This window comes from Alteromonas genovensis, assembly GCF_010500895.1.
Lineage (GTDB): Bacteria > Pseudomonadota > Gammaproteobacteria > Enterobacterales > Alteromonadaceae > Alteromonas > Alteromonas genovensis.
Map to the genome: position 1 here is coordinate 1 of NZ_JAAAWO010000009.1, position 22,963 is coordinate 22,963.

Here is a 22,963-nt window from a genome sequence, read left to right on the forward strand (position 1 = left end):
CATGCTATGTTTGTTCATGCTAGCCTCCAAATGATTTAGTCTTAAGCAAACTAATTATGGCACTGGCTGAAAAGTTAACCCACGAAAATGCGGAGGCTAGCATTTCTCAGGGAGTCATTGTGTCTATGTGTCAGTCGCGTTGTTTAGAAAATTGATTGTAAAATAGAAAGAATACGTAATGGATGAAACCTTTAAACCAAAAGTGAGGCCGTTTTATAGAGTCTTAGCTTCGATTGTAAGTTTATTTGGCTGGCTTTCGTTTTTAATCGCATTTGGCCAACTCTTTTCGTATGGCCTTTATTCGCTCAGCGTTTGGGTCTCAATTATTAGCGCTTTTTCCTTTTCTTTCTGGCTTACATACATAGCCATCACAGGTAAAGCTCCAACATTGCTTAAAAACTGGCTCAATGTCTAATAGGTTGTTTAAACATGCCAAATAACAACTCAATAAACTCGCTCACTTCGTTCGCTGGGACGCATACACGCAGGGCGGCTTCGCCATTATGCCCTACGTGCCTGCGCCCGTTATTGAAAAGTTATGTGTAGGAGATACAGTGACATCTAAGCAAGAAAAAAGGCGACGAGCAGCTTTAGTCGAGGCTATGGTGGCCGAAGATACGAAAAAGGCTATCGAAGAAATGCCGCTTTCGCTGAAAGATCTTGGCAGGCTCTTCGACCACTTAGATTTTCAGCTAGGGATACAAGGCTGCGACCATACCCCAAGAATCACCTCTTCATTTCTCGTAAGCTTGAATCTCGACACAGATGAAATTTTGCCTTGGCTTTCGGAGCAAGGCGGCTCCTGTGATTGCGAAATACTCGCAAATGTTGAAGATGGCTGGGAAAGTGAAATCGCCAAAAACACATAACAAAGCCATGAAGGTTGTTCCGGGCCTTCGGCCCTCCACCGGACGGCCCTGTCGGGCTGGCGTTATACGCGCTGAAAATTCCACTAGCAACTCGTAACCCATGAGGTTACAATGGCTGAATGATTAAGAGTTTTATACATAAAGGCCTTCAGAAGTTTTACGCTAAAGGAACCACATCAGGAATTCAGAAGAAGCATGAAAATAAACTTCGTCTGATTCTGTCTAATCTCGATCAAGCAGAAACGCCTGATGACATGGATTTACCCGGCCTTTATATGCATAAACTCAAAGGTAACAGAAATGATATTTGGTCTGTCCGAGTAAGTGGTAACTGGAGAGTTACATACCGCTTTGTTGGACGAGATGTTGAAATCGTTAACTACGAGGATTATCACTAATGAATATGCATAACCCAGCACATCCTGGTGAGATACTCAAAGATCTTGTTATTGATGCTCTAGAACTCACTATCACTGATGTAGCTCAGCATTTAGACGTTAGTCGAAAAACATTGTCAAAAGTTCTAAATGGTAAAGGAGCCATCACGCCAGAGATGGCACTTCGTCTAGAGCTGGCATTTGGTAAGCCTTCAGCTGCTCATTGGCTACGTTTGCAGAATGCTTTTGATTTATGGCAAACGCGGCAACATCAAAGTTCTTTACATGTCTCACCTTATAATCTGGCTGCGGTATAAAGGCGCGTATAACAATCAAATGTTGGGGACACAAACACGCAGGCTCTGCTTCGCAGTATAGCCCACGCGTTTGTGCCGCCAAATTAGGGCGTTATGCGCCAGAGCGTAAAGGATTTACATCCATACTTTTATGAAGGATTCTTATGATCAGAATTTCCTGACTACCTGTTTGTTTATAGAAAATAACGTGGCTACCTTGCGGAAGTTTTCTGTATCCGTCTCTTATTTCGTCGCAGCTTTTACCAATATCGGGATTTTCAGACAACATCCAAAATGAATCGTCGAACTGCTTAAGATATACATTACGCTGCTCTCGGCCCCATTTCCGTTGCGTAAATAACGCGATATCTTTTAAATCGGATTTTGCGAGTACAGTTAACTTAAATGGTTTCACTTTTTTAATTCACCATCAAGTTCTGATATCAAGTGCTCAAGTTCGTATTCAGCTTCACCGCTTTCTTCGCCAGCTACTAGTAATTGACGCAAAGTGTTTAATTTAGTTTCCTGTGTTTCTAGCAGGCGGAGAGCTGAACGAATCACTTCGCTCGCTGAACCATATCGACCCGTTTGAATTTGGCTAACAATAAAGCCATCAAAGTGGTCCCCAAGAGTAATGCTGGTATTTTTAGCCATTCGCTTTCTCCAAGTACCAATATATACCTAATTATGGTATTTTTGCAGTGTAAGTCAATAGCGCATAACAAACGCATAAACACTCGCTTCGCTCGCGGGGGGACAAAAAAACACGTAGGCTCCCTGCGCTTCGCTTGGTATTCTAGCCCACGTGTTTTTGCTCTTTATGCGGGTGTTAGCCGCTGCCTGTTAACCCGACGTTTCACACCTCTTTTTTAGTGGTATTATCAAATCTTAACTAATGGGAGTTATTTTATGTCTGACGCACTAAAAGTTATGCTTGAAAATATTGAGCAACTCAGTACCAAAGAGAAAGCTCTTGCTGCCCACTGTCTTTTAACTGCTATGGATACAAAAATTGATAGCGATGTTGAATCTGAGTGGGTAAAGCTCGCCGAAGCTCGTAGTGCGGAACTAGAGTCTGGCGTAGTAAATAGCATTAGTTGGGAAGAGATAGAAAAGGATCTCAATTAAAAGATGCTACCTGTTTCTTTTCACCCCGAAGTCAAAAGGGAAATAAAAGAGTCATTTAGTTGGTATCAAGAACAATATCTCGGGTTGGGGCACGAATTCACCAAGGAGATTAAGGAAGCCATTGACTCAGTTCGCTCTTTGCCATCTGCATGGGCAAAGTTGGGGCAAACTCACCGACGCTTTGTATTGAGCAGGTTCCCTTATTCTATTATCTATAAAATCATAGAAGACAGGGAGATAAGTGTCGTAGCTATCATGCATAATCACCGAAAACCGGGGTATTGGCATGAGCGCGGCTAACAAAACGCTACAGTTCACTCCCCTCGGTCGCTGGTACGCACACACGCAGGCCGGCTTCGCCATTATGTCCTACGTGCCTGCGCCCGTTATTTGAAAGTTATGCTCTCAATGAATAAAGCCGATAATCGTTTGCTAAACTATGTTTCATCACTGAGTCATATTTCACACCACACCATTTGAAGTCACACAGAGGTCGGTCAAGAATGAAACACGATAAAGTAAAATTAGGCTTTATAGCCGCAGCTATGATGAATATTGGTGGGGTCTTGGTTTTCTCCCGGGCTTTCACTAATTCAGTTATTAATGAGTTTGATCCTGTTGTAATGTCTAACTTTGGCCTTCTCATGATTGTAGTTTGGGGCCTTGCGTATTTAGGTGCGGCGTTCATAGAATCAAATGTGAAGTGGTTAGCTGGTGCATTTGCTATTGAAAAATTGGTTTATGTAATCGCGTGGGTGGTTTGGTTCACAGAACATAGCCTTGGCACGGTATATAATAAGGATCTATTTGCGGGTGTCTTTTACAGTATTTATGGACTCAATGATTTAGTATTCATGTTGTTTTTTGCTTGGGTGTTCTTTACCCAAGGTAAGAAGGTTCAAGGTAGTTAATAAAGCATTGCAAGGCAATCATAGGAACATTGTTCGCTCCGCGGCGCTTTGGGGTGACTGCGCCACTTTACCCCCAAAGCTCCACAAACAATGCCCCACATGTCTGCGCCCTTATTTAAAAGTTAGTTGCCTACAGGAAATTTTTGCTTTTGGTGTAAAACTCGAAGAATGTGAATAATGTCATCTTTCATGAAATATGAAACGATCATAGAGACCTCCGGAATTATTAACAATCTTCCCTGTATACTCTCTCTCTCCACTCCTATAAGAGGTAGCTGGTTCAAGTTTTCAACTTTTTTCTCAATTATTGCATCAGTTTTTTCTGCTGCTAAAGGATTAAATTCGTATAAAAACTCGAAAATAGCCTCACGATCGTCCAGCGAACTTTTTTCCCAAACGATCATTTTTTGACTTTATTCCTAATTTTCATTTTTCGAGCTTCCATGTCCAAGTTTGCCTCTTCATGACTGAGAAACTTACTTTGCCCACTTTCTAATTTATTAAACGCAGCATTCACCTCTTCAGTAAGCCACTGTTCATGGGTAATTATTTTGCGTTGCTGTTCAGCAAGTTCTTCCGTAAGCTCTCTACAAGCGTCACTTAAAGTGCGCCCTTGGCTTTCGGCCATTATCTGAGCTAGCCGTTTAGTTTCTTCGTCTACTCTAAATTGTATGCGAGTATCCATAGTAAATTCCTTACTCAATGTACACACAAATGTTAGCACAACCATTGAATTTACGGCAACTAACAAATGCATTAACTCGCTCGCAAGCTCGCTAGGCACAAAACACGCAGGCTTCCTTCGCTGCGCTCATTATTATAGCCTACGTATTTTTGCCCGTTATTGGAAAGTTAGTCAAACAAGGAGTATCTATTCTATTTCAGTCCATTAGACCAAGTTATGACCAAAGTTTTATCCTTAGTACAATTTAAAAAACGGTCTCTCTGTAGTTGCAGACTCCACGAATCCGGTTTTAGAATCGCGCCAGGAATGGATAAAAGTAACCAACAAAGCTGCTTCACCTTATATAGAGATAGAAGTTATTTGCTCCGTCAAAGTCGAGCATAAAAAGCGTGTGGAAAACAGGCATTCTGACATTTCAAATCTTGTGCTTCCCTCATGGGAAAGCGTAACTACAAGAGAATATGAACCTTGGAAATCAGCTAGCATCATCCTAGACACTGCCGGCAAGACACCAGAGCAAAGCAAACAAGAGCTCAATAATCTACTTCTTAAAAAGACATTAGCGGTTTAGCATAGAGTGGCAAACTAGGTGGGTTGTCTACCCAATTACACAATAAGGAATTACACATGGCTGGTCCCGCTCATCATGGAGCAATTGTTTATTCGAACAATCTAACCAGATTATCTGAGTTTTACGTGCAGCTTTTTAGTATGAAAGTTATCAGGGAGACTGCTGATTTTATTAGTCTGGATAAAGATGGCTTTAACCTCATTGTTCACATACCGCCCTTTAGTATCCCGCGCAGTAGCGTTAGCCCTATAAAATTGTTTTTTGCCGTTGCAAGTATCGAAAATGCCAAAGAACGAGCAATAAAGTTAGGTGGTAAGGCACTTGACGGTGAATGGGCAAACCCCATATTTACAGTGGCTAACATTGTGGATAACGAGGGTAACCATATTCAAATACGTGAGTTTGGATCGATCGAAGGTGATTAAGCGTTCAAACGCGCAATTTACATTAAAAAGGAACCGGTTATAAAACATCTCCTTTCTGCCATTTTAGTTGTTTCGTTGTTGGTTTCTTTTGAAGCAGCTGCAAGATCGCACAGTTGTAATACAGATTGTCAGGCGCTATTCAAAGAGCTATCTTTCGGAAGCCCATTAATAGGGCTTTTCTACTTAATCGCCCCCGTTTTCGGTGTTATTGTACTTTTCGGCGACAAGGCTAAAAAAAGAGAAAGCGCGAGTAACGCTGGCTCTAGCAAAACGGGAAAACTATTTTACTTTTTAGCCGGTTTAAGTTTTCTCATTATTTTGGTCGCTGAATTCTCCCGGTCATCATTGTCATAGTTAACCCTCTTTCGCTATGTAATTTCAAAAGGTTTGCTGATGTTGTGTTTCAACTTAACCTTCGTGATAAAAGCAGCTCTCCACGGCTTGTTTATCAAGCAGCTTAGTAATAATAAATACGTGGTCGCCTACCTCTAAACGTGTACTACCTTTAGGAATAAGCGTTGCCTCCCCACGCGCAACTACCGCAATAATCGTTTGTGCAGGCAGCACCAGCTCACCAATCGACAGCCCTATCGCGGGTGAGTCTTCTATCAACTCTATTTCTATTAACTCTCGCTTGCTCTTAGCCACCTTCACTATTTCGATAGTGCTTGATTCTTTAGCCTTCGCATTCAGCACTAGCCCCAGCTTCTTCGCTGCAAAGGGTAAACTAGAGCCTTGCAGTAAGGCAGATATAAGTACGATAAAAAACACCACGTTGAATATGAGGTCGGCATTCGGCAGCTCAAATATCAACGGGAATATAGCCAAGATAATAGGCACTGAGCCGCGTAGCCCAACCCATGATATTAATAATGATGCTTTAAACGAAAAACGACTTAGCATCATTAGCGGCATAACGATTAGCGGCCGCGCAACAAATATAAGCACGAAAGCAATGATTAGCCCTTCTTTCCAAGTTTGAAAGAGATCGGTGGGTGTAACTAAAAGGCCTAAAATAACAAACATGGCGATTTGCCCGAGCCACGCAAGCCCGTCGAGAAATACAAAGGTGTTCCGTTGATAAGAAAAACGACTGTTTCCCACAATAACGCCCGTTATAAAGGTAGCTAGAAAGCCGCTGCCGTTTAGATTTGCGGCCAATCCAAACGCTAACACCCCGAACAGCATGACAAACACAGGGTACAAACCAATAGCCATAAGGGTAATTCTTCTAAAAATCCATACCGCAACACCCCCAATACCGGCCCCCACCAAGGCCCCTACTCCCATTTGACTTACAAATAGCGACGCCAGCTCGATAGGCTGGGTAGAGGAGTCTTTTATGAGTGTAATTAACCCAACGGTGAGAAATATGGCCATGGGATCGTTTGATGCGCTTTCTAATTCTAGCGTGGCCTTAATTTTTGGAGGTATAGTAATGCCTGCATTTCTCAGTACAGAAAATACCGCAGCAGCATCTGTCGACCCTACAATAGCGCCAAGCAGCAGACCCATATACAGCGGTAAGTTCAGAATATACATGGCCGCTATACCTGTGACCGTAGCAGTACCCACTACACCAAGGGTGGCTAAAAGTGCCGCAGGTTTCCATGCTCGTTTTATCGACCTTTTCGAGGTTTGTAAGCCACCATCAAACAAAATAAGAATAAGCGCAAACGTGCCAATTGAATGAGCCACATCCACGTTATCAAAAAGAATTCTGCCAATGCCGTCTTCTCCGGCCAGCATGCCAACACCTAAAAAGAGAACGAGCACCGGCACGCCAAATCGCGGCGACAATTTGCTGGCTAATACACCAAGTATGGCAAGCACAGCGCTGAGTAAAATAATGTGGTCGACCGCAAACATAAGAATATCCTTGTACTGAGTTGCGCGGAAAAATGAAGAAAACGGAAAGGCGCTAGAATAACAGGCTTATAAGCACGATTGAGCACCACAATCGTACGGTTTCGTCGTTCGGCTTTTTTACTACCTCTTTGCCAAATTTTGATAGCGTTCTTAATACTATTTGATGTCTCACGTAACAGCGCTATATTTAGAACTTGGTTTAGGGAGATTATAATTGAAAGACTTTGACATCATCTTTGATTATTTAAAAAACATTCTGACGGACTATGAACAGGATATGGTGGTTGCCATCAACGAACCCAACCACTTTTATCTTAATACCCATCACATTATGAAAAATAAAAAGCCAATGTATTTTGCCTCAGCAAAGGTTAATAAGAATTACGTTAGCTTTCACTTAATGCCAGTTTATGTTTTTCCTGAATTACTCGACAACATTTCCCCTGAACTTAAAAAGCGAATGCAGGGCAAGTCTTGCTTCAATTTTAAAACGTTCGACGACGCACTGTTTATTGAGCTAACAGACCTTACTCGAGCAGGCTTTCATAAATTTGAACAAGCCGACTGTTTATAGTCTCAGCGTAATAATGACTGGCGCTGGTGTTGACCGCATTGGTGTATAGTGGTGTGGCGTGTAGTGATGTTTAACTTTGGGAATATATGAATTGAGTAACTTACAAAAAACAGGCGGCATTGCGGCATTAATTGAAGCCATTATTTATGTTTCTGCGTTTGTGTTCTTTGGTGCGTTTTGGAGCTCACCCGGTGGTGGCGATGCAGCGCAACAATTTGCCTTTCTCGCCGAGAACAAAACAGTGCTATCCATCGTTAACTTAGTTATGTATGTCCTTTTTGGCATTGTATTAGCGGTATTAGTACTGGCACTTCACGAGCGTTTAAAAAAAGGGGCTCCTACACTTTCTTCACTTGCCGCTGTTTTTGGTGTGGTTTGGGTAGGCTTGGTGATAGCCAGCGGTATGATAGCGAATATTGGCTTGGGCGCAGCCATAGACCTTGCTACCACTGAACCTAAACAAGCAATGACAATGTGGCGCACTGTTTACACCGTAGTGGAAGGATTGGGTGGCGGCAACGAAGTAGTAGGTGGATTATGGGTTTTACTGATAAGCATTGCGGCATTACAAAGCCAAGCGCTGCCAAAAGCGTTTAACGTTGTTGGATTATTTGTTGGATCTGTTGGTGTACTCACGGTGTACCCCGCCGACGTATTAACCGAAATCTTTGGCGTAAGTCAGATAGTATGGTTTTCTTGGCTGGGCGTAACCTTGTTAAAAAGCAACGAAACTTAACAGCCATATATATGTAACATGGGTTTGTCATTTAATACGCATTGCCCTTCAATAGTAGTGATAACACGGAAGTGAAGCTATGCAAATAGTGCTAGTACGACACGGAAAACCAGAAAAATCCCAAAATATTCGCTTGGGAAGCGCGGGCTTCGCAAACTGGGTAAGGAATTACAATCACTCGATGGTTGCTAATGCGAGTCGCCCAAACATTGTATTTACTGACAGCTTTGATGATTACTACGTGGTTTCTAGCGATTTACCTCGTGCTGTTCATAGCTGTGAAATAGCACTCAACAAATCCCCAGATCTCACATCGGCGTTATATCGGGAGATGGACATTCCGCGCTTTAAATTACCTTTTACCCTTAACGCGTGGACCTGGGTTTATGTAAACCGAGCTTTATGGACGGTAGGAAAAACGGGCCCGTTTGAATCTTATCGACAAGCAAAAATACGCGCTAAAACTGCAGCGCAAGAATTAATCACCATTGCGCAAAAAGAAGGTAAGGTTATTGTATTTGCCCACGGTTACTTGAACTTACATATGAGAAAACACTTTCGTAATTACGGCTTAAAGCAAATTTGCAAATCAAGCCAGTCTTGGGGAGTCACCGCCTTTGAAAGCGGGTCACGGGAAAGCCATGTTAACTAACACTCTGATTTTTGGAAACTCTGCGTCTGGAAAGTCCACCCTCGCAAAAGAGCTAGCGAATACATACGGTGTCGCCCATTTAGACTTAGACACCATAGCGTGGCAACCGCAATCGCCACCATCGCGAATGCCTATGGCAGAATCTAAAGCGTTGATAGATGCGTTTGTAAATACACACACTCACTGGGTTATTGAAGGGTGTTATTCTGATTTATTGGCGCTTGTTGTGCCTTTAGCCAGTAGCGTGCTTTTTCTCAATTTATCCGTTAATGACTGTATACAAAATGCCAAAAACAGGCCGTGGGAGCCACATAAGTACGAGAGTAAGGAAGCCCAAGACGCCAATTTAGATATGCTTATACACTGGATTTCGCAGTACACCGAACGCAATGACACATTTTCAAAAGCGGCTCATGAACACCTATTTAATAGCTTTGAAGGCAACAAGCGCATGTTTGAGTCGAACCAAGCAAAGTCTCGCTGGCTGTCACAGCAATGAAAATTACGGCTAAAACCAGCTTAAGCACAAACTCACTTAGACTTACATATGTGCTTAGTTACGTGCTCAGCTAAGCGCTCAACTCTCTCCTCAAATAAGCGTTCAGATAGACTCAGACACATACGCTTACGTTGTTTTTGCTAATGGCTTTACTCAATGCACTATAATTACAGTTCGGCATACCAACATGGAGTATTCTGATGCCCCCATTTATTCGTATCACCATTGCGTTATTATTTCTATTTGCTGCGTTATTCTCATACAGCATGGGCTTTGAAACCGGTTTGTTTGCTCTTGTCGTGCTTGGTTTTATCTTTGAGGCAGGGTTTTGGTTGGGGCTTTTCCCAATAAAAAGAAGAAAGCAAAAATTCTAGTGCATCACTCTGTGGTCACCGGTGTGCTCGCCAGCATGATCAACAGCTTGGGCACTAGTTTGATCGTAGGCTTGGTCAGAGATTTTATCTCGAGTTCAATAGCAGTTTAGATTGCAGATTGGTTTATAGCTGTTTGAGGCCTTGGCTGTTCGAGGTCTTGGCTGTTCGAGGTCTTGGCTGCTTGAGGTTTTAGCTGCTTGAGGTTTTAGCTGTTGAAAATTTAACCAACCTATTTTACATTAATCACTCTTTATTAAGTAAACGGACACAAATTCTATTGCGCTGGTGTCATTGCGCTGAAGTTATTGGAGTGGGGTCCTCACTTACCTAGCATGGACGTACCTCAATGACCAAAATATTTACTATAGGCGACAGCATTTCCCAAGGCTTTATGTCAGGCAGTGCGGCTAACACGCGACTTAGTTACAGCACACTGCTTGCCGACGCGCTTGGCGAACCCAACTACCGCTACCTTCGCTGGGATGAGCGCTATAAAACTAAAGTCGATTTAGAACGCATTTTTAGGGCACTGGAAAGAAAGTTTGGCGCAAACATTCGTGGCCTTGAATGGCTAAATGCATTTTCAGTGATTAATAGCGTGCTCGATCAGGCTGAAGACTTTTACGAGCGTGGTGACGGCATGCCGGGTAAACCCGTGGGTAGCAATTTCGACTCGCTAGGTTTTCACAATGTGGCCGTTGAGGGGATGGATGTGGGCGATGCCTTTATGGTCACTCCCCGCTCATGCCTTGATGTTATAGCAAACAGCACCGCTACCGGCGATGGCTACCTTCAAGCCGTGAGTACGCCCTTTTCGAGAAATGCGTATCGCGTACTTAACCCATTAGGCGATGAGGGGTTAGACACCTTCGGCAACTATACCGCCGTAGACTGGCTAAAGCATTGCGCGAGTGAAGAAGGCGTTGAAAACCTCTGCTTGTGGCTTGGCGCCAATAACGCGCTAGGCACGGTGTTAAGCCTCAATATAGCCCAAACACCAAACGACCCCGAGCGAGTGCTACAGGCTTCGCGCAAAGAGCGTAGCCAATGGAATTTATGGCACCCCAACGACTTTCACGCCGAATACGACATGCTGTTAAACAAGGTTGTTGACGCTATGGCAGACAATAAGAAAAGTGACTGGAAGGTTTTTGTAGGCACAGTTCCTTTGGTCACTATTGCGCCTATTGCCAAAGGGATGGGCGAAAAGCGGGTAATAACCGACCCTTCTCGGCCTGATAAAAAGGCCCTTTATTATGAGTTTTATTCTTATTTTCCGCTGTCGGAATCGGCTGCCAAGGGGTGTGGTAAATACCTCCCGTTTAGAGATGCGGTATTCATCGATAAAACTATCGTCGAGTTTAATCGTAGTATTAAAGCGTTGGTGGCTGCTAAAAATGAAGCCTTAGGCAGCGAGCGCTTTCATATTGTCGATATTGGCAACGACTTAACAGAAATGGCGTGGAAGCGCAATTTTGGTGAGCCAACCTACCCACTGCCCGAGGCTTTGCAGTTTGTTTATCCTCCTATCGACACCAAGTACTACGATACATCGACCGAGGGCGACATTTTATCTGGCGGTATTTTTAGCCTAGACGGGGTGCACCCTACAGTGATAGGACAAGGCATTATTGCCGACGCATTTCTCAAAGAAATACAAAACGCCCGGCCCAATGAATCGGTAACACCGCTTAATTGGCAAAACATTATTGCAAGCGACTCATTACGACAAAAGCCCATTACCTTAATGAGTGAATTGTATGAGCACGATAAGCTGGTGAAATTTATTTGCTCCGTGGGCGACATTATTCGCTTTAGAGACTAATACGTGTGTTAGTTCGCGTTATGCCAACCATTTCCACCAAACAAAGACCAACAAAAATCCGAATAAATAAATAAGCCCTAAATAGCTTATCGCCGTAACCCATTTGCTTGGCGCGGCGTCTTTATGCAGCTGACTACGGGCCACTAATCTATGGTTAAGCCACGCAAAAACCGGGGTTGTCACAAAAGCGAGGGTCATTGCAAACCCTATCATGGCTAACAGCGCTGATTTAAAAAATAGCACTATGGCAAAACTTATCGCAGCCATGGTAAGCAGCACTACTGTAACCAGAGCGTTCTGAGGGCCTTTTTCACTATTTGCTGCTTCGCCCGCTTTTTTCGGTAAAAGCAGCGAAATACCCTCTGCGACCACTCGCGCATAACCATCATAAACGGTGAGTGCCGACCCAAAAATACACAGAAAGGCCACCAGCGCTATAAGCCCATGGGCCCATTCACCAATGGTGGCAGAATACATGCTAATAAGCTGATGAGAAAACCCTATACCGCTTGTGGCCAGAGGCGTGCCGCTTGAATAGAGTACCAGTGCACCTAACCCTAAAAACAGCATGGCAAGCAACACCGTTACGCCGTAGCCAAGGTTGAAATCGAACAGCGCGCTTCTAGGAGTAACCGCTTTGTCTTTACACTGACGCTTTAACCACAGCGACGTAATTGACGATATTTCAATAGGCGCAGGCATCCATCCCATGGTGACAACTAAAAAGCCAAGGGTTGCTAGCGTCCATGGAGAAGGAGGTGTCTCTTTAGGCGTAACCGGGGTATACCCCACTAGGGCAACAACAAACACTGCAATGGTAGCTACCACCAAGACGCCCATTATGCCCTTTGCAATATTGTCTAAGCCTTCAAAATGCCCGGCTAACAAAATGACTAAAATAAGACCCAATACCAAGGATGAGGAGAGCGTGATCGCGATATCGAAAGGCACAAAGTACGAGAGTAAACTAGCGGCAAACAGCAAAAGTGCGGCTGCATTCACCACAGAGGCGAGCATATTTAAGCACAGCGCCGACCCTAGATAGCGCTTACCCATACTAAGATACCCCTGCTGCAGGGTGTTCTGAGTACTTATGGTGTAGCTAACCCCGGCCCTAAAAAAAGGGTACTTCAGTATATTAACCACAAGAATGAGTATGGCGAGCTGCCAGCCAAACTTAGCCCCAGCCTGCGTTGACGCTACAAGGTGACTTCCTCCAACGGCCGCTGTGGCCATGAGTACTCCGGGCCCTAGAAGCGATAAGAGTGCCCGAAATCGGGAAATTAGCGACATAAATGGCAAGGTGCTCTCTTAACTATTAGCAAACGATGAGCAAAGATAACAGGTTAATTACACAGGGAAAAGGTTAACTAATTTCTATTAGCTAGGCGCATCAGGTATCAGCAAACGGCGTTTAAAAGCTGTACATTGCACCTGTGAAAACAAACGCACTGTTATCGCTATAGTCGCCGCGCTCAAAGCCCCGCCCTTTAAACAAATACGCACCGCCAATAGCCAAGCGCAAATTAGGCAATACGTTATAGCGCCATCTTGCCTCTACTTGATGCCCGATAAAATCATCCACACTTTCAGGGGCTTTTTGGTACCACATGGCTTTATAGCCAAGCAACACATGGTGGGCGCTTGCAGGTTTGCTAATGCTGCGCAATCCTACCGTTTTCAAGTTTCTGCGGGGCATGGCTTGATACACATCCGTTGGCCCAAAATCAAAACGCCTAACACCAAATAAACTGTCGAAATTTTCAATTCTGTTGTCTGACGTATCGTTATCACCACTGATGTAATCTACCTCGGCGCGTAAAAAAGTGTTGGCAGTAATCTTTTTACCTAGGTAGCCAAATAGCATGTAGGCGCGAACGTCTTTATCTAAAGTGTCGTCAGCGGCTCTGGTTTCTCTTGCGGTTCCAGTTTGACCGACAACCTCTACGTTACCCTTCCAACCATGACTAAATGCTTTGGTATAGTCTATGGATAAGGTAAACAAGTCTCTGTTATTCGTGGCCAACTCGTCGCCGTCATCTTCTTTTAGCCAGTAGCTTTGTAGCTTTACATTGTCATCGGGAGAGGTGATATATGCCCCGAATAAACGCCTCTCGCTATAGCTTTTATCAAATGCTCGCTCGTTTGCATCAACACTTGCTGCATCGGAAGGAAAACGCACCACAGGCTGAATATATATCCCACTGACATTCCACTGTGAGAATGTAGCGTCTACCACTACTCCGTCGTAACTGTTTGTAGCATTGCGATAGACGGTTTTTGCCAGCAGGCGACGGCTGCCGTAATCAAGTTCCATACGCCCTACTTTGATGGCGTTTATAGTGGCTAAGGATGTGGGCGCATAAGAAACATAGAACTGCACGGGCTCAAGTGTATTGACCTGATTGGCGCCCAAGGTAGGGTCGTTATTATCAAGAAACGCTCTGGAGTCTCTTACATCCAGAGTTGCGCTAATATTGTTGTAGCTTACCGTGGTGTTAACAATGACTCGGGTAGAAATACGCTCATTGTTTTGCTCGCGCTGCTCACGCGTAGTAGGAAAAATAGGGTTATGCAGCGACTCATAGCGCACTCTTAGTGAGCCTGATACGTCCACATGCACTTGGTTGTCGTTGTGTATCGCTGTTTCCGCTAACGCATTATTAGCCGCAAGTGGCGACAATATAATTAGCGCTATAGAGAAAAGAAAGAAAGGAAAAGCGAAGAGTAAAGGTAACCGACTAAAAAACGAGCTCATTAACAACCCATAAAGACCTAAAAAATTATGGGTTGTGATTATACGCAGGGCTGCGCATAACGCACTATCTGTTTACTTATAGCGCGTTATTTGTATTGAGCTATCGTCTGTCGTAGTGCACTTTCTTCTGTGGATGCTGATAGTATCCCTCTTTTAACAGGTGCTTAAACCGTGTCAGCTTGCCCTCCAACGTTAGCTCATCAATACCTTTATTAAACAGCGACAGCACTAGCTGACTGTTTTGCTTACCCTTAGGCACAAGAAGATGGGTAGTTACGGTAGAAATGAAGGGAGAAATAAGAGCCACGTTATCTCGCTCAGCGTCAGTGAATTCACGCTCTAACAAATACCAGCCGGTAAGCTCATCAATGGGGAAAATATCAATATCGCCATTGATTAGTGCTTCAAAGTTTTCCCGATCGCTACCTCGCCTTACTACATTTTCATTGCCTTCGATAAAAGCGGCAATTTCGTCGTTGTAAAGGTATCCTTCTGTTATGCCCATTTTCAAATCGGCGATATCGCTTAGCTTAGACCAGGTGCGTATTTCTTTTTCACTATTCACATAAAAGACTAAACTTTCAGCGCTAATTGGCTTGCTGTGAAAAAACTCACTTTCTCTGGAGCGAACAAAATTGCCGTAAGAAAGAGCATCGTATTCACCTGCTAAGGTAGCTTCTAACGCTTCTTCCCATGGCATTGATACATACTCAACCTGCACCCCAGTTTCTAACAGCGCATCGGTAATGATGTGATTAATATAGCCGCCGTGCTGCATATCTGTTGAGGTATAAGGCGCATACTCAGCGGTTGCTATTTTTAACTTCAACCACGCATGACCGTGACTCGCCGACGGTATAAAAGCGAGTAAAAATATAATGGTAAATACTGTTCTCATAATAATTCCCCTAAGCGCTTAGAAATAAATTCCAACGTTAATATTGAGTCTGTGCGTGGTGTCTTGCAGGCCGCCGATGTCTAAGCCAATTCCCGGGCCACCGGAAAACCACATATTTTTGCCTCGAATGCTGTCCACATACATGAATAATTTATCCCATCCCACGCTACAGCCATTCACCCACTGAGATGAGTTTTTACCTGAGGCATCATCACCTTTAGCAAGACTGAACTCTGAGTAGCATGTCATTGATGATATATTGTCAAAGTCGTATGGCACCGAGTAGATGAGATTGGCCGAATAGGTTTGTCCGTCTGCCGCAGCTAAAAAGGGAAAGGTAAACGAAGATAGCGCTAAACGATCGTCAGCCTGACCTTCTGGCGCAGCTAAGTTGTATTCGTAGTTGATATATTGAAGCTCTACCTTAACGTCATTTTGGGTATGACGCATATGCAGAGCATAGGCATTCATATCGCCACTGCTAGAGGTATCTAGGTTAAGGATATTGCCATACTGATAAGACGCACCAATCTCGGTGGTAGCACCTCTAATAAAACGGCCAGTATAATTTGCCCGGATATTATACTGTCCGTCTTCTGAGTTTCTAAATTCACCGTCGTCGGCAACATCGAAAGAATAACGACTAAACTTTGCAGCGTCGTTATATTCATCGTTCATAAAGTAGGCTGCCTGAAAATCCCAGTTGCCTCGCGTATGGTTTATTTTAACGCCGGCATCGTAGTCGTCTTCAAACCCTAGGTAGTAATTGACTGAAAACCAAAAACTATTACTCGCAAAGGGCTGTAAGCCAAAAGGCGTTTGCGTAATACCGCCGGTAATTTCAGTGCGATCGTTAAAATGATAGGTTAAATCAGCAAAACGAACCGTATTAAAATCGACATTTTCATACCAGCGGTACTCCGCTTTATAGCTAAATTTATCAAATTCGCCAGCCACACCTAGTTTAAACGATTCAAACTCAAAGCCGTCTCTAAAATCAGGGATAAGCCAGTCTTGATGCCCGTAGTTAACACGAGCATGACCAGAAAGAGTAAAAGGTAATTCGTCAGCTATCGCTGATTTGCTAATGCCGATAGAGCAACCGATGCCACTACCGACAACCAACGATAGCGCGATGGGGAGTTTTTTCATTGCAGTTCCTACAAGTAAATTGGCGAAACAAGAGAAGAAGAAGGCTTACGAAAGGTGTTTGATTACCTAGCTTTCAAAAAAATAATTCTACGCCGAGAGATTTGCATTCATGGTATCAGCCCTGCGTAAACCTTACAAAAATATAACGTATAACGCATTTAATGCTTACGTTCGCCTTTACGTATACAACACAGGCTTGTGCAATGAGGCGTTTTGCTAAATAAGCTCCCAACAAGTTTTCTAACTAAAAAACAACCGCGTTACGAGAGCTCATTTCCCTATTTTGCATTCTTTATATCCCACACGTGGTCGTGATATGTTTATGCGCTTAAGTAGGAACCGTTTCTTTTTTTATTAACCTGTAAACGCACTTTTTACTCATTATAGTGTCTGAAACTTCTCGATGTAGTCTGCCACCGCGCAATGATAGAGGTAAAACAATGCATGCTATGAAACGTTCAATTCTTGCGGATATTGCTGCAATCGCTGCTATTGCAGCGCTCATTGCCGTGACTTTTTACTGGATTGAAGCGCGAAGAGAGGTCATCGTTTTATGCGACAATTTCTATCCTGGTATATCAAAAGCCAATGTAGAGCGTCAGTTGAACACCGCTGAGCTTTTAACGTGGCATACGGAATTTGTGGCTAACGGCAGCAAAATAGAAGCGTCCAGTCCGCTCCATTTTGGCATTATGCAGTGCACTATTAGTTTTAATAAACAAGATATCGTTTGGAGTGCCACACTCGATTAGGCAACAACCTATTAGTTCGTGATTTAATGCGGTCATTTTATGCCTAGTACTGAAGTGGTTGTCACAATCTGGTGCAACGTTTACATAGCCGCAACACCTTGTTTACGGAAGAGATAAGAGTCGTAAAGGCATGCATACCATTGGCTGATCTGCCGACTTTAAGTTAACCGCTCCTCTCTATATTCCAGCATGTTGTAAACGTACAATTACGTTGTGTATTCTTAACGCAAGCTCTTTATCATGCAAAAACCAAATCACAGTGTTATCGAAGACGTCTTCGCTTTAGTTAGTGCGGGTTTATTTGTTGCGTTTGGCGTGTTCTTATTCCAGTCTCAAGACTTAATGGTAGGTGGTGCTGCAGGCTTAGCATTGCTCGGCACCTACGCAGTAGATATTGACTTTGGTGTGCTCTTCTTTTTAATCAACATCCCCTTTTACGCCTTAGCGTGGACGCAAATAAGTAAGCGTTTCACTATTAATACATTTATCTCTGTTACCACGGTATCGGTGCTTACCGAGCAAATACCAGCCTTTGTTGATATAAGCCACGTAAACCCATTTTTTGCCGCGGTATTTGGCGGCATTCTCATTGGTGTGGGTATGCTAATGATGTTTCGTCATAGCTCTAGCTTAGGTGGTATCGGCATTATGGCGTTTTTCTTACAGCAGCGCTTTAATATCCGAGCTGGCTTTTTCCAGCTATCGGTAGATAGCGTCATACTATTATGCGCCTTACAGTTTATAGAGTGGCACCTTGTGTTAATTTCTATTCTTGCAGCACTTTGCCTTAACATGGTGATATCGCTTAATCACCGCCCCGAGCGTTACGCGCCGGTATCGAAGAACAAGAATAATAGTAACAGTGTGAATAGTGCTGACGCTGACAACACCACACTCACAGGCGAACAGAACGAGCATTTAGACAACGGATTACACCCTCAAAATAGCTGATGCAATTTTGAACGCCTGATGTGCCTATGCTTTGGCGACACAATTTCAACAAATTGACGTGGCGCGCAAAAGAAAAGCCCGATTGACTCACATCAATCGGGCTTTTTTGAATTGCTTATTTGTATTTTTACCGCTTAGGTGCGTTGGCGTCGACTTTGGCTACTGCTTCTTTTTTAACAGGCGTTGGTGGACGGCTTACTGCGCCACGGTTGACTCTCGGTCTTGAAAACGAAGTACGCATACAAACCTCACTTATGAGTATTGGCAACACTGTCGATGATGAAACATTCACCTCACACACACATTGCACGCAAACAGTATAGACACAAGGTAGGCTAAATCGCCTCATTCTTTTGTCGAATAGTTATTAATATAATTTTAGCTATTCGCCGTGTAGTGCAGTTTCTGAGTGGGAAACACTCTACATAAAAGTTTAGGCGTATCTCACGATACGAGGGACGCGACTGGACACGCGTGTCATCAGTTCATAATCGATAGTGCCCGCACAAGAGGCCACTTCGCTGATAGAGATGTTTTCTCCCCACAGCTCTACCGTATCGCCAGTGGTCACATTATTAATGTGAGTTACGTCAATGGTTATCATGTCCATAGACACCCTACCTACAAGCGACGCGCGCTGCCCTCTTATCATTACGGGCGTGCCGTTAGGACAGTGTCGTGGATAACCATCGGCATAACCTATTCCCACTGTCGCAATTTTACTTGGCTTTTGGGCGCGCCAGGTTTGTCCGTAGCCTACCCCTTCACCCTCAGCGATGTCTCTAAGCGCAATAACGCTAGAGCGCAAGGTCATTGCAGGGAACAACTGCACTGCCGAGCTGATGATAGATTGAGTAGAAACCTGTCCACCATAAACACCGAGCCCTAACCGATTCCACTGTGCTTGAGATTGTGGCCAATTTACGCTTGCTGGCGAGTTCGCTAGGCTAACTGGTAACGACAAAGACGCTACCTTGGTTTCAAAGGCGGCTATTTGAGTGGCTGTAAAATCGTTATCTGGATTGTCGGCGCTGGCGAAATGCGTTACTAGAGTAGTTTCATTAGTAAGCAGGCTTTGGTTTTGAGCCACAACCTCTTCAATGTCGTCGGTAGAAAAACCCAGTCGATGCATACCACTATCTACTTTTAACCAAATGTGGGGGCGTTTAGATACTTCACACTTTTGCATCCACTGTAGCTGTTCATAAGAATGCATTACCAATATACAGTCGTATTGCGCCGCCATTGCGCACTCTTTGGCTTGATGCGCCCCTTCAAGTACCACTATTGGCACCGTTATGCCCGCTTCTCTTAATGCCACCGCTTCTTCAATAATAGCCACTGCAAAGCGCGGCGACACATGCTGAAGTATGCGCGCAACATTAATAGCACCGTGACCATAGGCATCGGCTTTAATCACTGCCATAGACTGGCTGTGCTTTGCCATAGACGACAATGTTCTGAAATTTTGAAGTACGGCATCTGCGTGGATGATGGCTTGAGTTTGACGGCTCACAGGTTAACTCTCACTGCATAAAAAAGTTGCTAATCACAATACAATCACTGTGTGACCATATCTAATAACGCAGATTATATCATGAGTTAAACCTGACCGCGTTTGTCTTTACCTGTGGTTTGTGGCCTTTCACCTTTAGGCAAATGCCGTTATTCTAAGCGCTTTCTGATTAGCCTTTGCTATTAGCCCGTTATTCACCGTTCATTAGAGTATCTCTCATGCCATTGTCACAGCCTTCATCTTCTCATTCTCTTATCAACGATTTAGCGCGTATCGTATCGGAGGGCAGAAACCCAGACACTCTCGACATTGATACACTTTCCACTGTAGACGTACTCTCAAAAATTAATGCCGAAGATGCAAAAGTGGCAGCGAGCGTAGCCACGCAGATTAAAGCAATTGCACAAACCGTGGATGCAGCAACGCAAAGCATTAAAGCGGGCGGTAGGCTTATTTATATTGGAGCCGGTACCAGCGGTAGGTTAGGTATTTTAGACGCGGTTGAGTGCAGACCCACGTTTAGCGTGCCCGATTCACTGGTAGTGGGAGTTATTGCAGGAGGTGACGATGCCATAGTGCACGCAGTAGAAGGCGCTGAAGATAACCGTGCGGCTGGCAAAGATGATTTGGTTGCCCTATCACTGACTAAAAACGACACCGTAGTGGGCATTTCAGCAAGTGGCCGCACACCCTATGTCAGTGGCGCGTTAACCTATGCAAGTGAGCTAGGGTGCACCACCGCCGCTATTGCCTGTAGTCCTGACGCAGCCATATTTGAACCCGCCGCTATTACAATATGCCCAGTAGTTGGCCCAGAAGCATTAACAGGCAGTACCCGAATGAAGTCGGGCACAGCGCAAAAAATGATCCTCAATATGATAAGTACCACCACCATGGTGAAATTAGGTAAAACCTACGAAAACCTGATGGTAGACGTGAACGCCACAAATGAGAAATTGAAAGCCCGTGCATGTCGCATTGTAATGCAAGCCACCGAGTGTGATGAAGCCACCGCCATAGAGGCCCTCGACGCCTGCGAAAATAAGGCAAAGGTCGCCATATTGATGGTACTGACTAACACCAATGCAGAGCAGGCAGCTAAAAGCCTGAGCCATCATAACGGATACTTAAGAAAAGCAGTAAAAACCGACACCGCGGACAAGCCAACGCCAAAGGCTGATAACTAGCGAATAAATTACTAAAAATAGATAACTAGAAAATACAGACGAAAGAGATGAGCCCCTGGCTATAAAAGGTTATAAGGGTCAACAAGGGTGCAATATGTTGGTAAAAGGCATGCAGCAAAGCCTTAACAAGGGAAGCAATATGACAACACATAGATCATCAAAATGCCTTTTACCGTTTGTTACCACGGCAGTGCGATACAGCTTAATGTTCTTTACATTAAGTTTGAGGCAAAGCTTGGGATTGTGCCTGAAATTGTTCTTGAGATTTAGCTTAGGAATGGTCATTCCATTAGGCGCTATTTCTCTAGGAGCTATTCTTTTAGGGGCTAATCCTCTAGGGGCTATTCCTCTAGAGGCTACTCCTTTAGGGGCTTTGGCAGCGTCAGATACACCACCCGCTAGTGCCACACAGATTAAAGTTGGCGCTGAGCAGTTTGACACTTATTTGCCTTTGTTATCAGGAAAACGTGTTGCTCTGGTTGTTAACCAAAGTGCTCTGGTTACGAATAGCGAACCGGAGCCTAGCGTTCAGGGTGATGGTGATAAGTCAACTGGCGCTCCGTCAGCAACTAAACAGCATCTGCTTGACGCATTGCTCGCTCGCAATATCAATGTGGTCAGCATTATGTCTCCCGAGCATGGCTTTCGAGGAGATAAAGACGCCGGAGAAAAGATAGACAGCAACATCGACATTCAAACGGGCTTACCCATTCACTCTCTTTACGGTAAAACAAAAAAGCCCTCTGTGGCGATGTTAGAAAATATCGACACCGTTATTTTCGACATACAGGATGTGGGTGTGCGCTTTTATACCTACCTGAGTACCCTGCATTACGTTATTGAAGCCGCGTTTGAACAAGGTGTTGATGTGATTGTGCTTGATAGGCCGAACCCTAATATCGCCTATGTTGATGGGCCGTTACTTACGCCACCCTTTAAATCATTTATAGGCATGCATCCCATTCCCGTACTTCATGGTATGACGCTAGGTGAACTTGCAAAAATGATAGTGGGAGAAGGTTGGCTAGACACAGATAAACGCGCAACGCTAACGGTGGTGCCAGTAGCAAACTATACCCGAACCACTCCTTACTCGCTTTCCGTTGCGCCGAGTCCAAACCTTCCCAATGATAATGCTATTCGGCTTTACCCTACGCTGTGCTTTTTTGAGGGAACATCGGTAAGCATTGGTCGCGGAACTGACCTTCCTTTTCAACTTATTGGTCACCCCGTTGCCAAGTTGGGCAACAGTCGAATTAAGGTAAATGCAAACCATGGAGCATCAAATCCAAAGCACAAAGGCACAACATTGTTTGCTCAAACTCTTGTGGCAGACTCTTATGCTCCTGAGCTTTCTAGTGCACAATATTCTCAAGCACAGAGGCAAATATTAGAGCCGCGAATTATAGAGGGTTCGACAACACCAAATGTAAGAACAAATACAAGTTCAAAAGCACAAAAACCAAAAGAAAAAGCGGCAGAAAAACACGTGGCCAAAAATGCAATAGTAAGCTCAATAAGCGGGCTAAATATTCAAACGTTGCTAAACACATTTAACGCGGTAAAACTGGCTGATGAGACTTTTTTTACTCGCCCAGATTTCTTCGATAAATTAGCCGGAAGTTCGTCTTTGAGAGAAGACATAGTGGCAGGCAAGAACGCAGATGAAATTTATGAGTCTTGGCAAGCAGACATTGTAAAATTTAAAGCGCAGCGAGCACCCTATCTACTGTATTCAGAGCAGACTCAACACACTTCAAAATAAAGTTGGTAATCACTTACAAACTATTAATGGTTTCACTTAGATATTGCCCACCAAACCATTTATGACAAGCGGCTATTTTCAGCAGCATGAGTTTACACCTGCTACAGCGTGAGCGCCTGTAAAAGCGCGGGCGGTTAACGCCGTGTATAAATCGGCAACGAGCAAGCCTGCTAGATGGACGCATAGAGATTAG

The 22,963-nt window shown here is 44.1% G+C and carries 28 protein-coding genes; 18 read left to right on the plus strand and 10 right to left on the minus strand.

Annotated elements, in window-relative coordinates:
• Window positions 1-178: 178 nt before the first annotated feature.
• From GTQ48_RS12100 to GTQ48_RS12115, 4 genes are all read left to right on the plus strand, one after another.
• Window positions 179-415 (plus strand): hypothetical protein, encoded by a 237-nt coding sequence (locus tag GTQ48_RS12100; protein ID WP_163106933.1) that lies wholly within the window; start codon window positions 179-181, stop codon window positions 413-415.
• Between the two features lie 139 nt (window positions 416-554).
• Window positions 555-869, plus strand: coding sequence for a DUF2695 domain-containing protein (locus GTQ48_RS12105; RefSeq protein ID WP_163106934.1), 315 nt, complete (start codon window positions 555-557; stop codon window positions 867-869).
• 119 nt (window positions 870-988) lie between these two features.
• On the plus strand, window positions 989-1,267 hold the full coding sequence (locus GTQ48_RS12110; RefSeq protein ID WP_020745301.1) for a type II toxin-antitoxin system RelE/ParE family toxin: 279 nt from the start codon (window positions 989-991) through the stop codon (window positions 1,265-1,267).
• Window positions 1,267-1,563, plus strand: coding sequence for a HigA family addiction module antitoxin (locus GTQ48_RS12115; RefSeq protein ID WP_020745300.1), 297 nt, complete (start codon window positions 1,267-1,269; stop codon window positions 1,561-1,563). Before GTQ48_RS12110 ends, GTQ48_RS12115 begins: the two co-directional genes overlap by 1 nt.
• A gap of 91 nt (window positions 1,564-1,654) precedes the next feature.
• On the opposite strand, the gene GTQ48_RS12120 is transcribed toward GTQ48_RS12115, so the two are convergent.
• Window positions 1,655-1,957, minus strand: a complete 303-nt coding sequence (locus tag GTQ48_RS12120) for a type II toxin-antitoxin system RelE/ParE family toxin (protein WP_163106935.1) — start codon at window positions 1,955-1,957, stop codon at window positions 1,655-1,657.
• The gene (locus GTQ48_RS12125) at window positions 1,954-2,196 is read right to left on the minus strand and encodes a type II toxin-antitoxin system ParD family antitoxin (protein WP_163106936.1); all 243 of its coding nucleotides are present in this window, start codon (window positions 2,194-2,196) and stop codon (window positions 1,954-1,956) included. The genes GTQ48_RS12120 and GTQ48_RS12125 overlap by 4 nt, the downstream gene beginning before the upstream one ends.
• A 255-nt stretch (window positions 2,197-2,451) precedes the next feature.
• Here GTQ48_RS12125 and GTQ48_RS12130 point away from each other — a divergent pair, with 255 nt between their 5' ends.
• From GTQ48_RS12130 to GTQ48_RS12140, 3 genes are all read left to right on the plus strand, one after another.
• Window positions 2,452-2,670, plus strand: a complete 219-nt coding sequence (locus GTQ48_RS12130; RefSeq protein WP_163106937.1) for an addiction module protein — start codon at window positions 2,452-2,454, stop codon at window positions 2,668-2,670.
• A gap of 3 nt (window positions 2,671-2,673) precedes the next feature.
• A complete protein-coding gene (locus GTQ48_RS12135) occupies window positions 2,674-2,970 on the plus strand; it encodes a type II toxin-antitoxin system RelE/ParE family toxin (protein ID WP_163106938.1) in 297 nt (98 codons plus the stop codon).
• Between the two features lie 203 nt (window positions 2,971-3,173).
• On the plus strand, window positions 3,174-3,581 hold the full coding sequence (locus tag GTQ48_RS12140; protein WP_163106939.1) for a hypothetical protein: 408 nt from the start codon (window positions 3,174-3,176) through the stop codon (window positions 3,579-3,581).
• Window positions 3,582-3,703: 122 nt separating this feature from the next.
• Here the strand turns inward: GTQ48_RS12140 and GTQ48_RS12145 are convergent, their stop codons facing one another.
• Window positions 3,704-3,985, minus strand: a complete 282-nt coding sequence (locus tag GTQ48_RS12145; protein WP_163106940.1) for a type II toxin-antitoxin system RelE/ParE family toxin — start codon at window positions 3,983-3,985, stop codon at window positions 3,704-3,706.
• Window positions 3,982-4,266 (minus strand): type II toxin-antitoxin system TacA family antitoxin, encoded by a 285-nt coding sequence (locus tag GTQ48_RS12150; protein ID WP_163106941.1) that lies wholly within the window; start codon window positions 4,264-4,266, stop codon window positions 3,982-3,984. Before GTQ48_RS12150 ends, GTQ48_RS12145 begins: the two co-directional genes overlap by 4 nt.
• 627 nt (window positions 4,267-4,893) lie before the next feature.
• Here GTQ48_RS12150 and GTQ48_RS12155 point away from each other — a divergent pair.
• The gene (locus GTQ48_RS12155; protein ID WP_163106942.1) at window positions 4,894-5,262 is read left to right on the plus strand and encodes a VOC family protein; all 369 of its coding nucleotides are present in this window, start codon (window positions 4,894-4,896) and stop codon (window positions 5,260-5,262) included.
• A 408-nt stretch (window positions 5,263-5,670) separates the two neighbouring features.
• On the opposite strand, the gene GTQ48_RS12160 is transcribed toward GTQ48_RS12155, so the two are convergent.
• Window positions 5,671-7,131 carry a potassium/proton antiporter gene (locus GTQ48_RS12160; RefSeq protein ID WP_163106943.1) on the minus strand — a complete coding sequence of 487 codons (1,461 nt, stop codon included), beginning with the start codon at window positions 7,129-7,131 and terminating at the stop codon, window positions 5,671-5,673.
• Window positions 7,132-7,345: 214 nt separating this feature from the next.
• Between GTQ48_RS12160 and GTQ48_RS12165 the strand changes: the two genes are divergently transcribed.
• The 6 genes from GTQ48_RS12165 (at window position 7,346) to GTQ48_RS12185 (ending at window position 11,791) form a co-directional block, all read left to right on the plus strand.
• Complete coding sequence (locus GTQ48_RS12165; protein WP_163106944.1) at window positions 7,346-7,705, plus strand: hypothetical protein; 360 nt, start codon at window positions 7,346-7,348, stop codon at window positions 7,703-7,705.
• Between the two features lie 91 nt (window positions 7,706-7,796).
• Window positions 7,797-8,441, plus strand: a complete 645-nt coding sequence (locus GTQ48_RS12170; protein ID WP_163106945.1) for a DUF4386 family protein — start codon at window positions 7,797-7,799, stop codon at window positions 8,439-8,441.
• A gap of 79 nt (window positions 8,442-8,520) precedes the next feature.
• The gene (locus GTQ48_RS12175) at window positions 8,521-9,093 is read left to right on the plus strand and encodes a histidine phosphatase family protein (RefSeq protein ID WP_163106946.1); all 573 of its coding nucleotides are present in this window, start codon (window positions 8,521-8,523) and stop codon (window positions 9,091-9,093) included.
• On the plus strand, window positions 9,083-9,592 hold the full coding sequence (locus tag GTQ48_RS12180) for a P-loop NTPase family protein (protein WP_163106947.1): 510 nt from the start codon (window positions 9,083-9,085) through the stop codon (window positions 9,590-9,592). Before GTQ48_RS12175 ends, GTQ48_RS12180 begins: the two co-directional genes overlap by 11 nt.
• Before the next feature lie 200 nt (window positions 9,593-9,792).
• A complete protein-coding gene (locus GTQ48_RS17545; RefSeq protein WP_200883130.1) occupies window positions 9,793-9,966 on the plus strand; it encodes a hypothetical protein in 174 nt (57 codons plus the stop codon).
• Window positions 9,967-10,312: 346 nt separating this feature from the next.
• Entirely contained in the window at window positions 10,313-11,791 is a 1,479-nt protein-coding gene (locus tag GTQ48_RS12185) for a hypothetical protein (protein ID WP_163106948.1), read from the plus strand.
• 18 nt (window positions 11,792-11,809) lie between these two features.
• Here GTQ48_RS12185 and GTQ48_RS12190 read toward each other — a convergent pair whose 3' ends face one another.
• The 4 genes from GTQ48_RS12190 to GTQ48_RS12205 all read right to left on the minus strand — a co-directional run bounded on the left by GTQ48_RS12190 (window position 11,810) and on the right by GTQ48_RS12205 (window position 16,599).
• On the minus strand, window positions 11,810-13,084 hold the full coding sequence (locus GTQ48_RS12190; protein WP_163106949.1) for an NRAMP family divalent metal transporter: 1,275 nt from the start codon (window positions 13,082-13,084) through the stop codon (window positions 11,810-11,812).
• 121 nt (window positions 13,085-13,205) lie between these two features.
• Window positions 13,206-14,549 carry an alginate export family protein gene (locus GTQ48_RS12195; protein WP_163106950.1) on the minus strand — a complete coding sequence of 448 codons (1,344 nt, stop codon included), beginning with the start codon at window positions 14,547-14,549 and terminating at the stop codon, window positions 13,206-13,208.
• Between the two features lie 100 nt (window positions 14,550-14,649).
• The gene (locus GTQ48_RS12200; protein ID WP_163106951.1) at window positions 14,650-15,447 is read right to left on the minus strand and encodes a substrate-binding periplasmic protein; all 798 of its coding nucleotides are present in this window, start codon (window positions 15,445-15,447) and stop codon (window positions 14,650-14,652) included.
• Window positions 15,448-15,465: 18 nt separating this feature from the next.
• A complete protein-coding gene (locus GTQ48_RS12205) occupies window positions 15,466-16,599 on the minus strand; it encodes a porin family protein (protein ID WP_163106952.1) in 1,134 nt (377 codons plus the stop codon).
• Between the two features lie 449 nt (window positions 16,600-17,048).
• Between GTQ48_RS12205 and GTQ48_RS12210 the strand changes: the two genes are divergently transcribed.
• Window positions 17,049-17,351, plus strand: a complete 303-nt coding sequence (locus GTQ48_RS12210; RefSeq protein WP_239060104.1) for a hypothetical protein — start codon at window positions 17,049-17,051, stop codon at window positions 17,349-17,351.
• Window positions 17,352-17,591: 240 nt separating this feature from the next.
• Window positions 17,592-18,302 carry a YitT family protein gene (locus GTQ48_RS12215; protein ID WP_163106954.1) on the plus strand — a complete coding sequence of 237 codons (711 nt, stop codon included), beginning with the start codon at window positions 17,592-17,594 and terminating at the stop codon, window positions 18,300-18,302.
• Between the two features lie 433 nt (window positions 18,303-18,735).
• Here GTQ48_RS12215 and alr read toward each other — a convergent pair whose 3' ends face one another.
• Window positions 18,736-19,818, minus strand: coding sequence for an alanine racemase (alr, locus tag GTQ48_RS12220; protein ID WP_163106955.1), 1,083 nt, complete (start codon window positions 19,816-19,818; stop codon window positions 18,736-18,738).
• A gap of 218 nt (window positions 19,819-20,036) precedes the next feature.
• On the opposite strand from alr, the gene murQ reads away from it, so the two are divergent.
• On the plus strand, window positions 20,037-21,005 hold the full coding sequence (murQ, locus tag GTQ48_RS12225) for an N-acetylmuramic acid 6-phosphate etherase (protein WP_163106956.1): 969 nt from the start codon (window positions 20,037-20,039) through the stop codon (window positions 21,003-21,005).
• Between the two features lie 139 nt (window positions 21,006-21,144).
• Window positions 21,145-22,770: an exo-beta-N-acetylmuramidase NamZ family protein gene (locus tag GTQ48_RS12230; RefSeq protein ID WP_239060105.1), complete on the plus strand. Its 1,626-nt coding sequence runs from the start codon at window positions 21,145-21,147 to the stop codon at window positions 22,768-22,770.
• The last annotated feature ends 193 nt before the right edge of the window (window positions 22,771-22,963 follow it).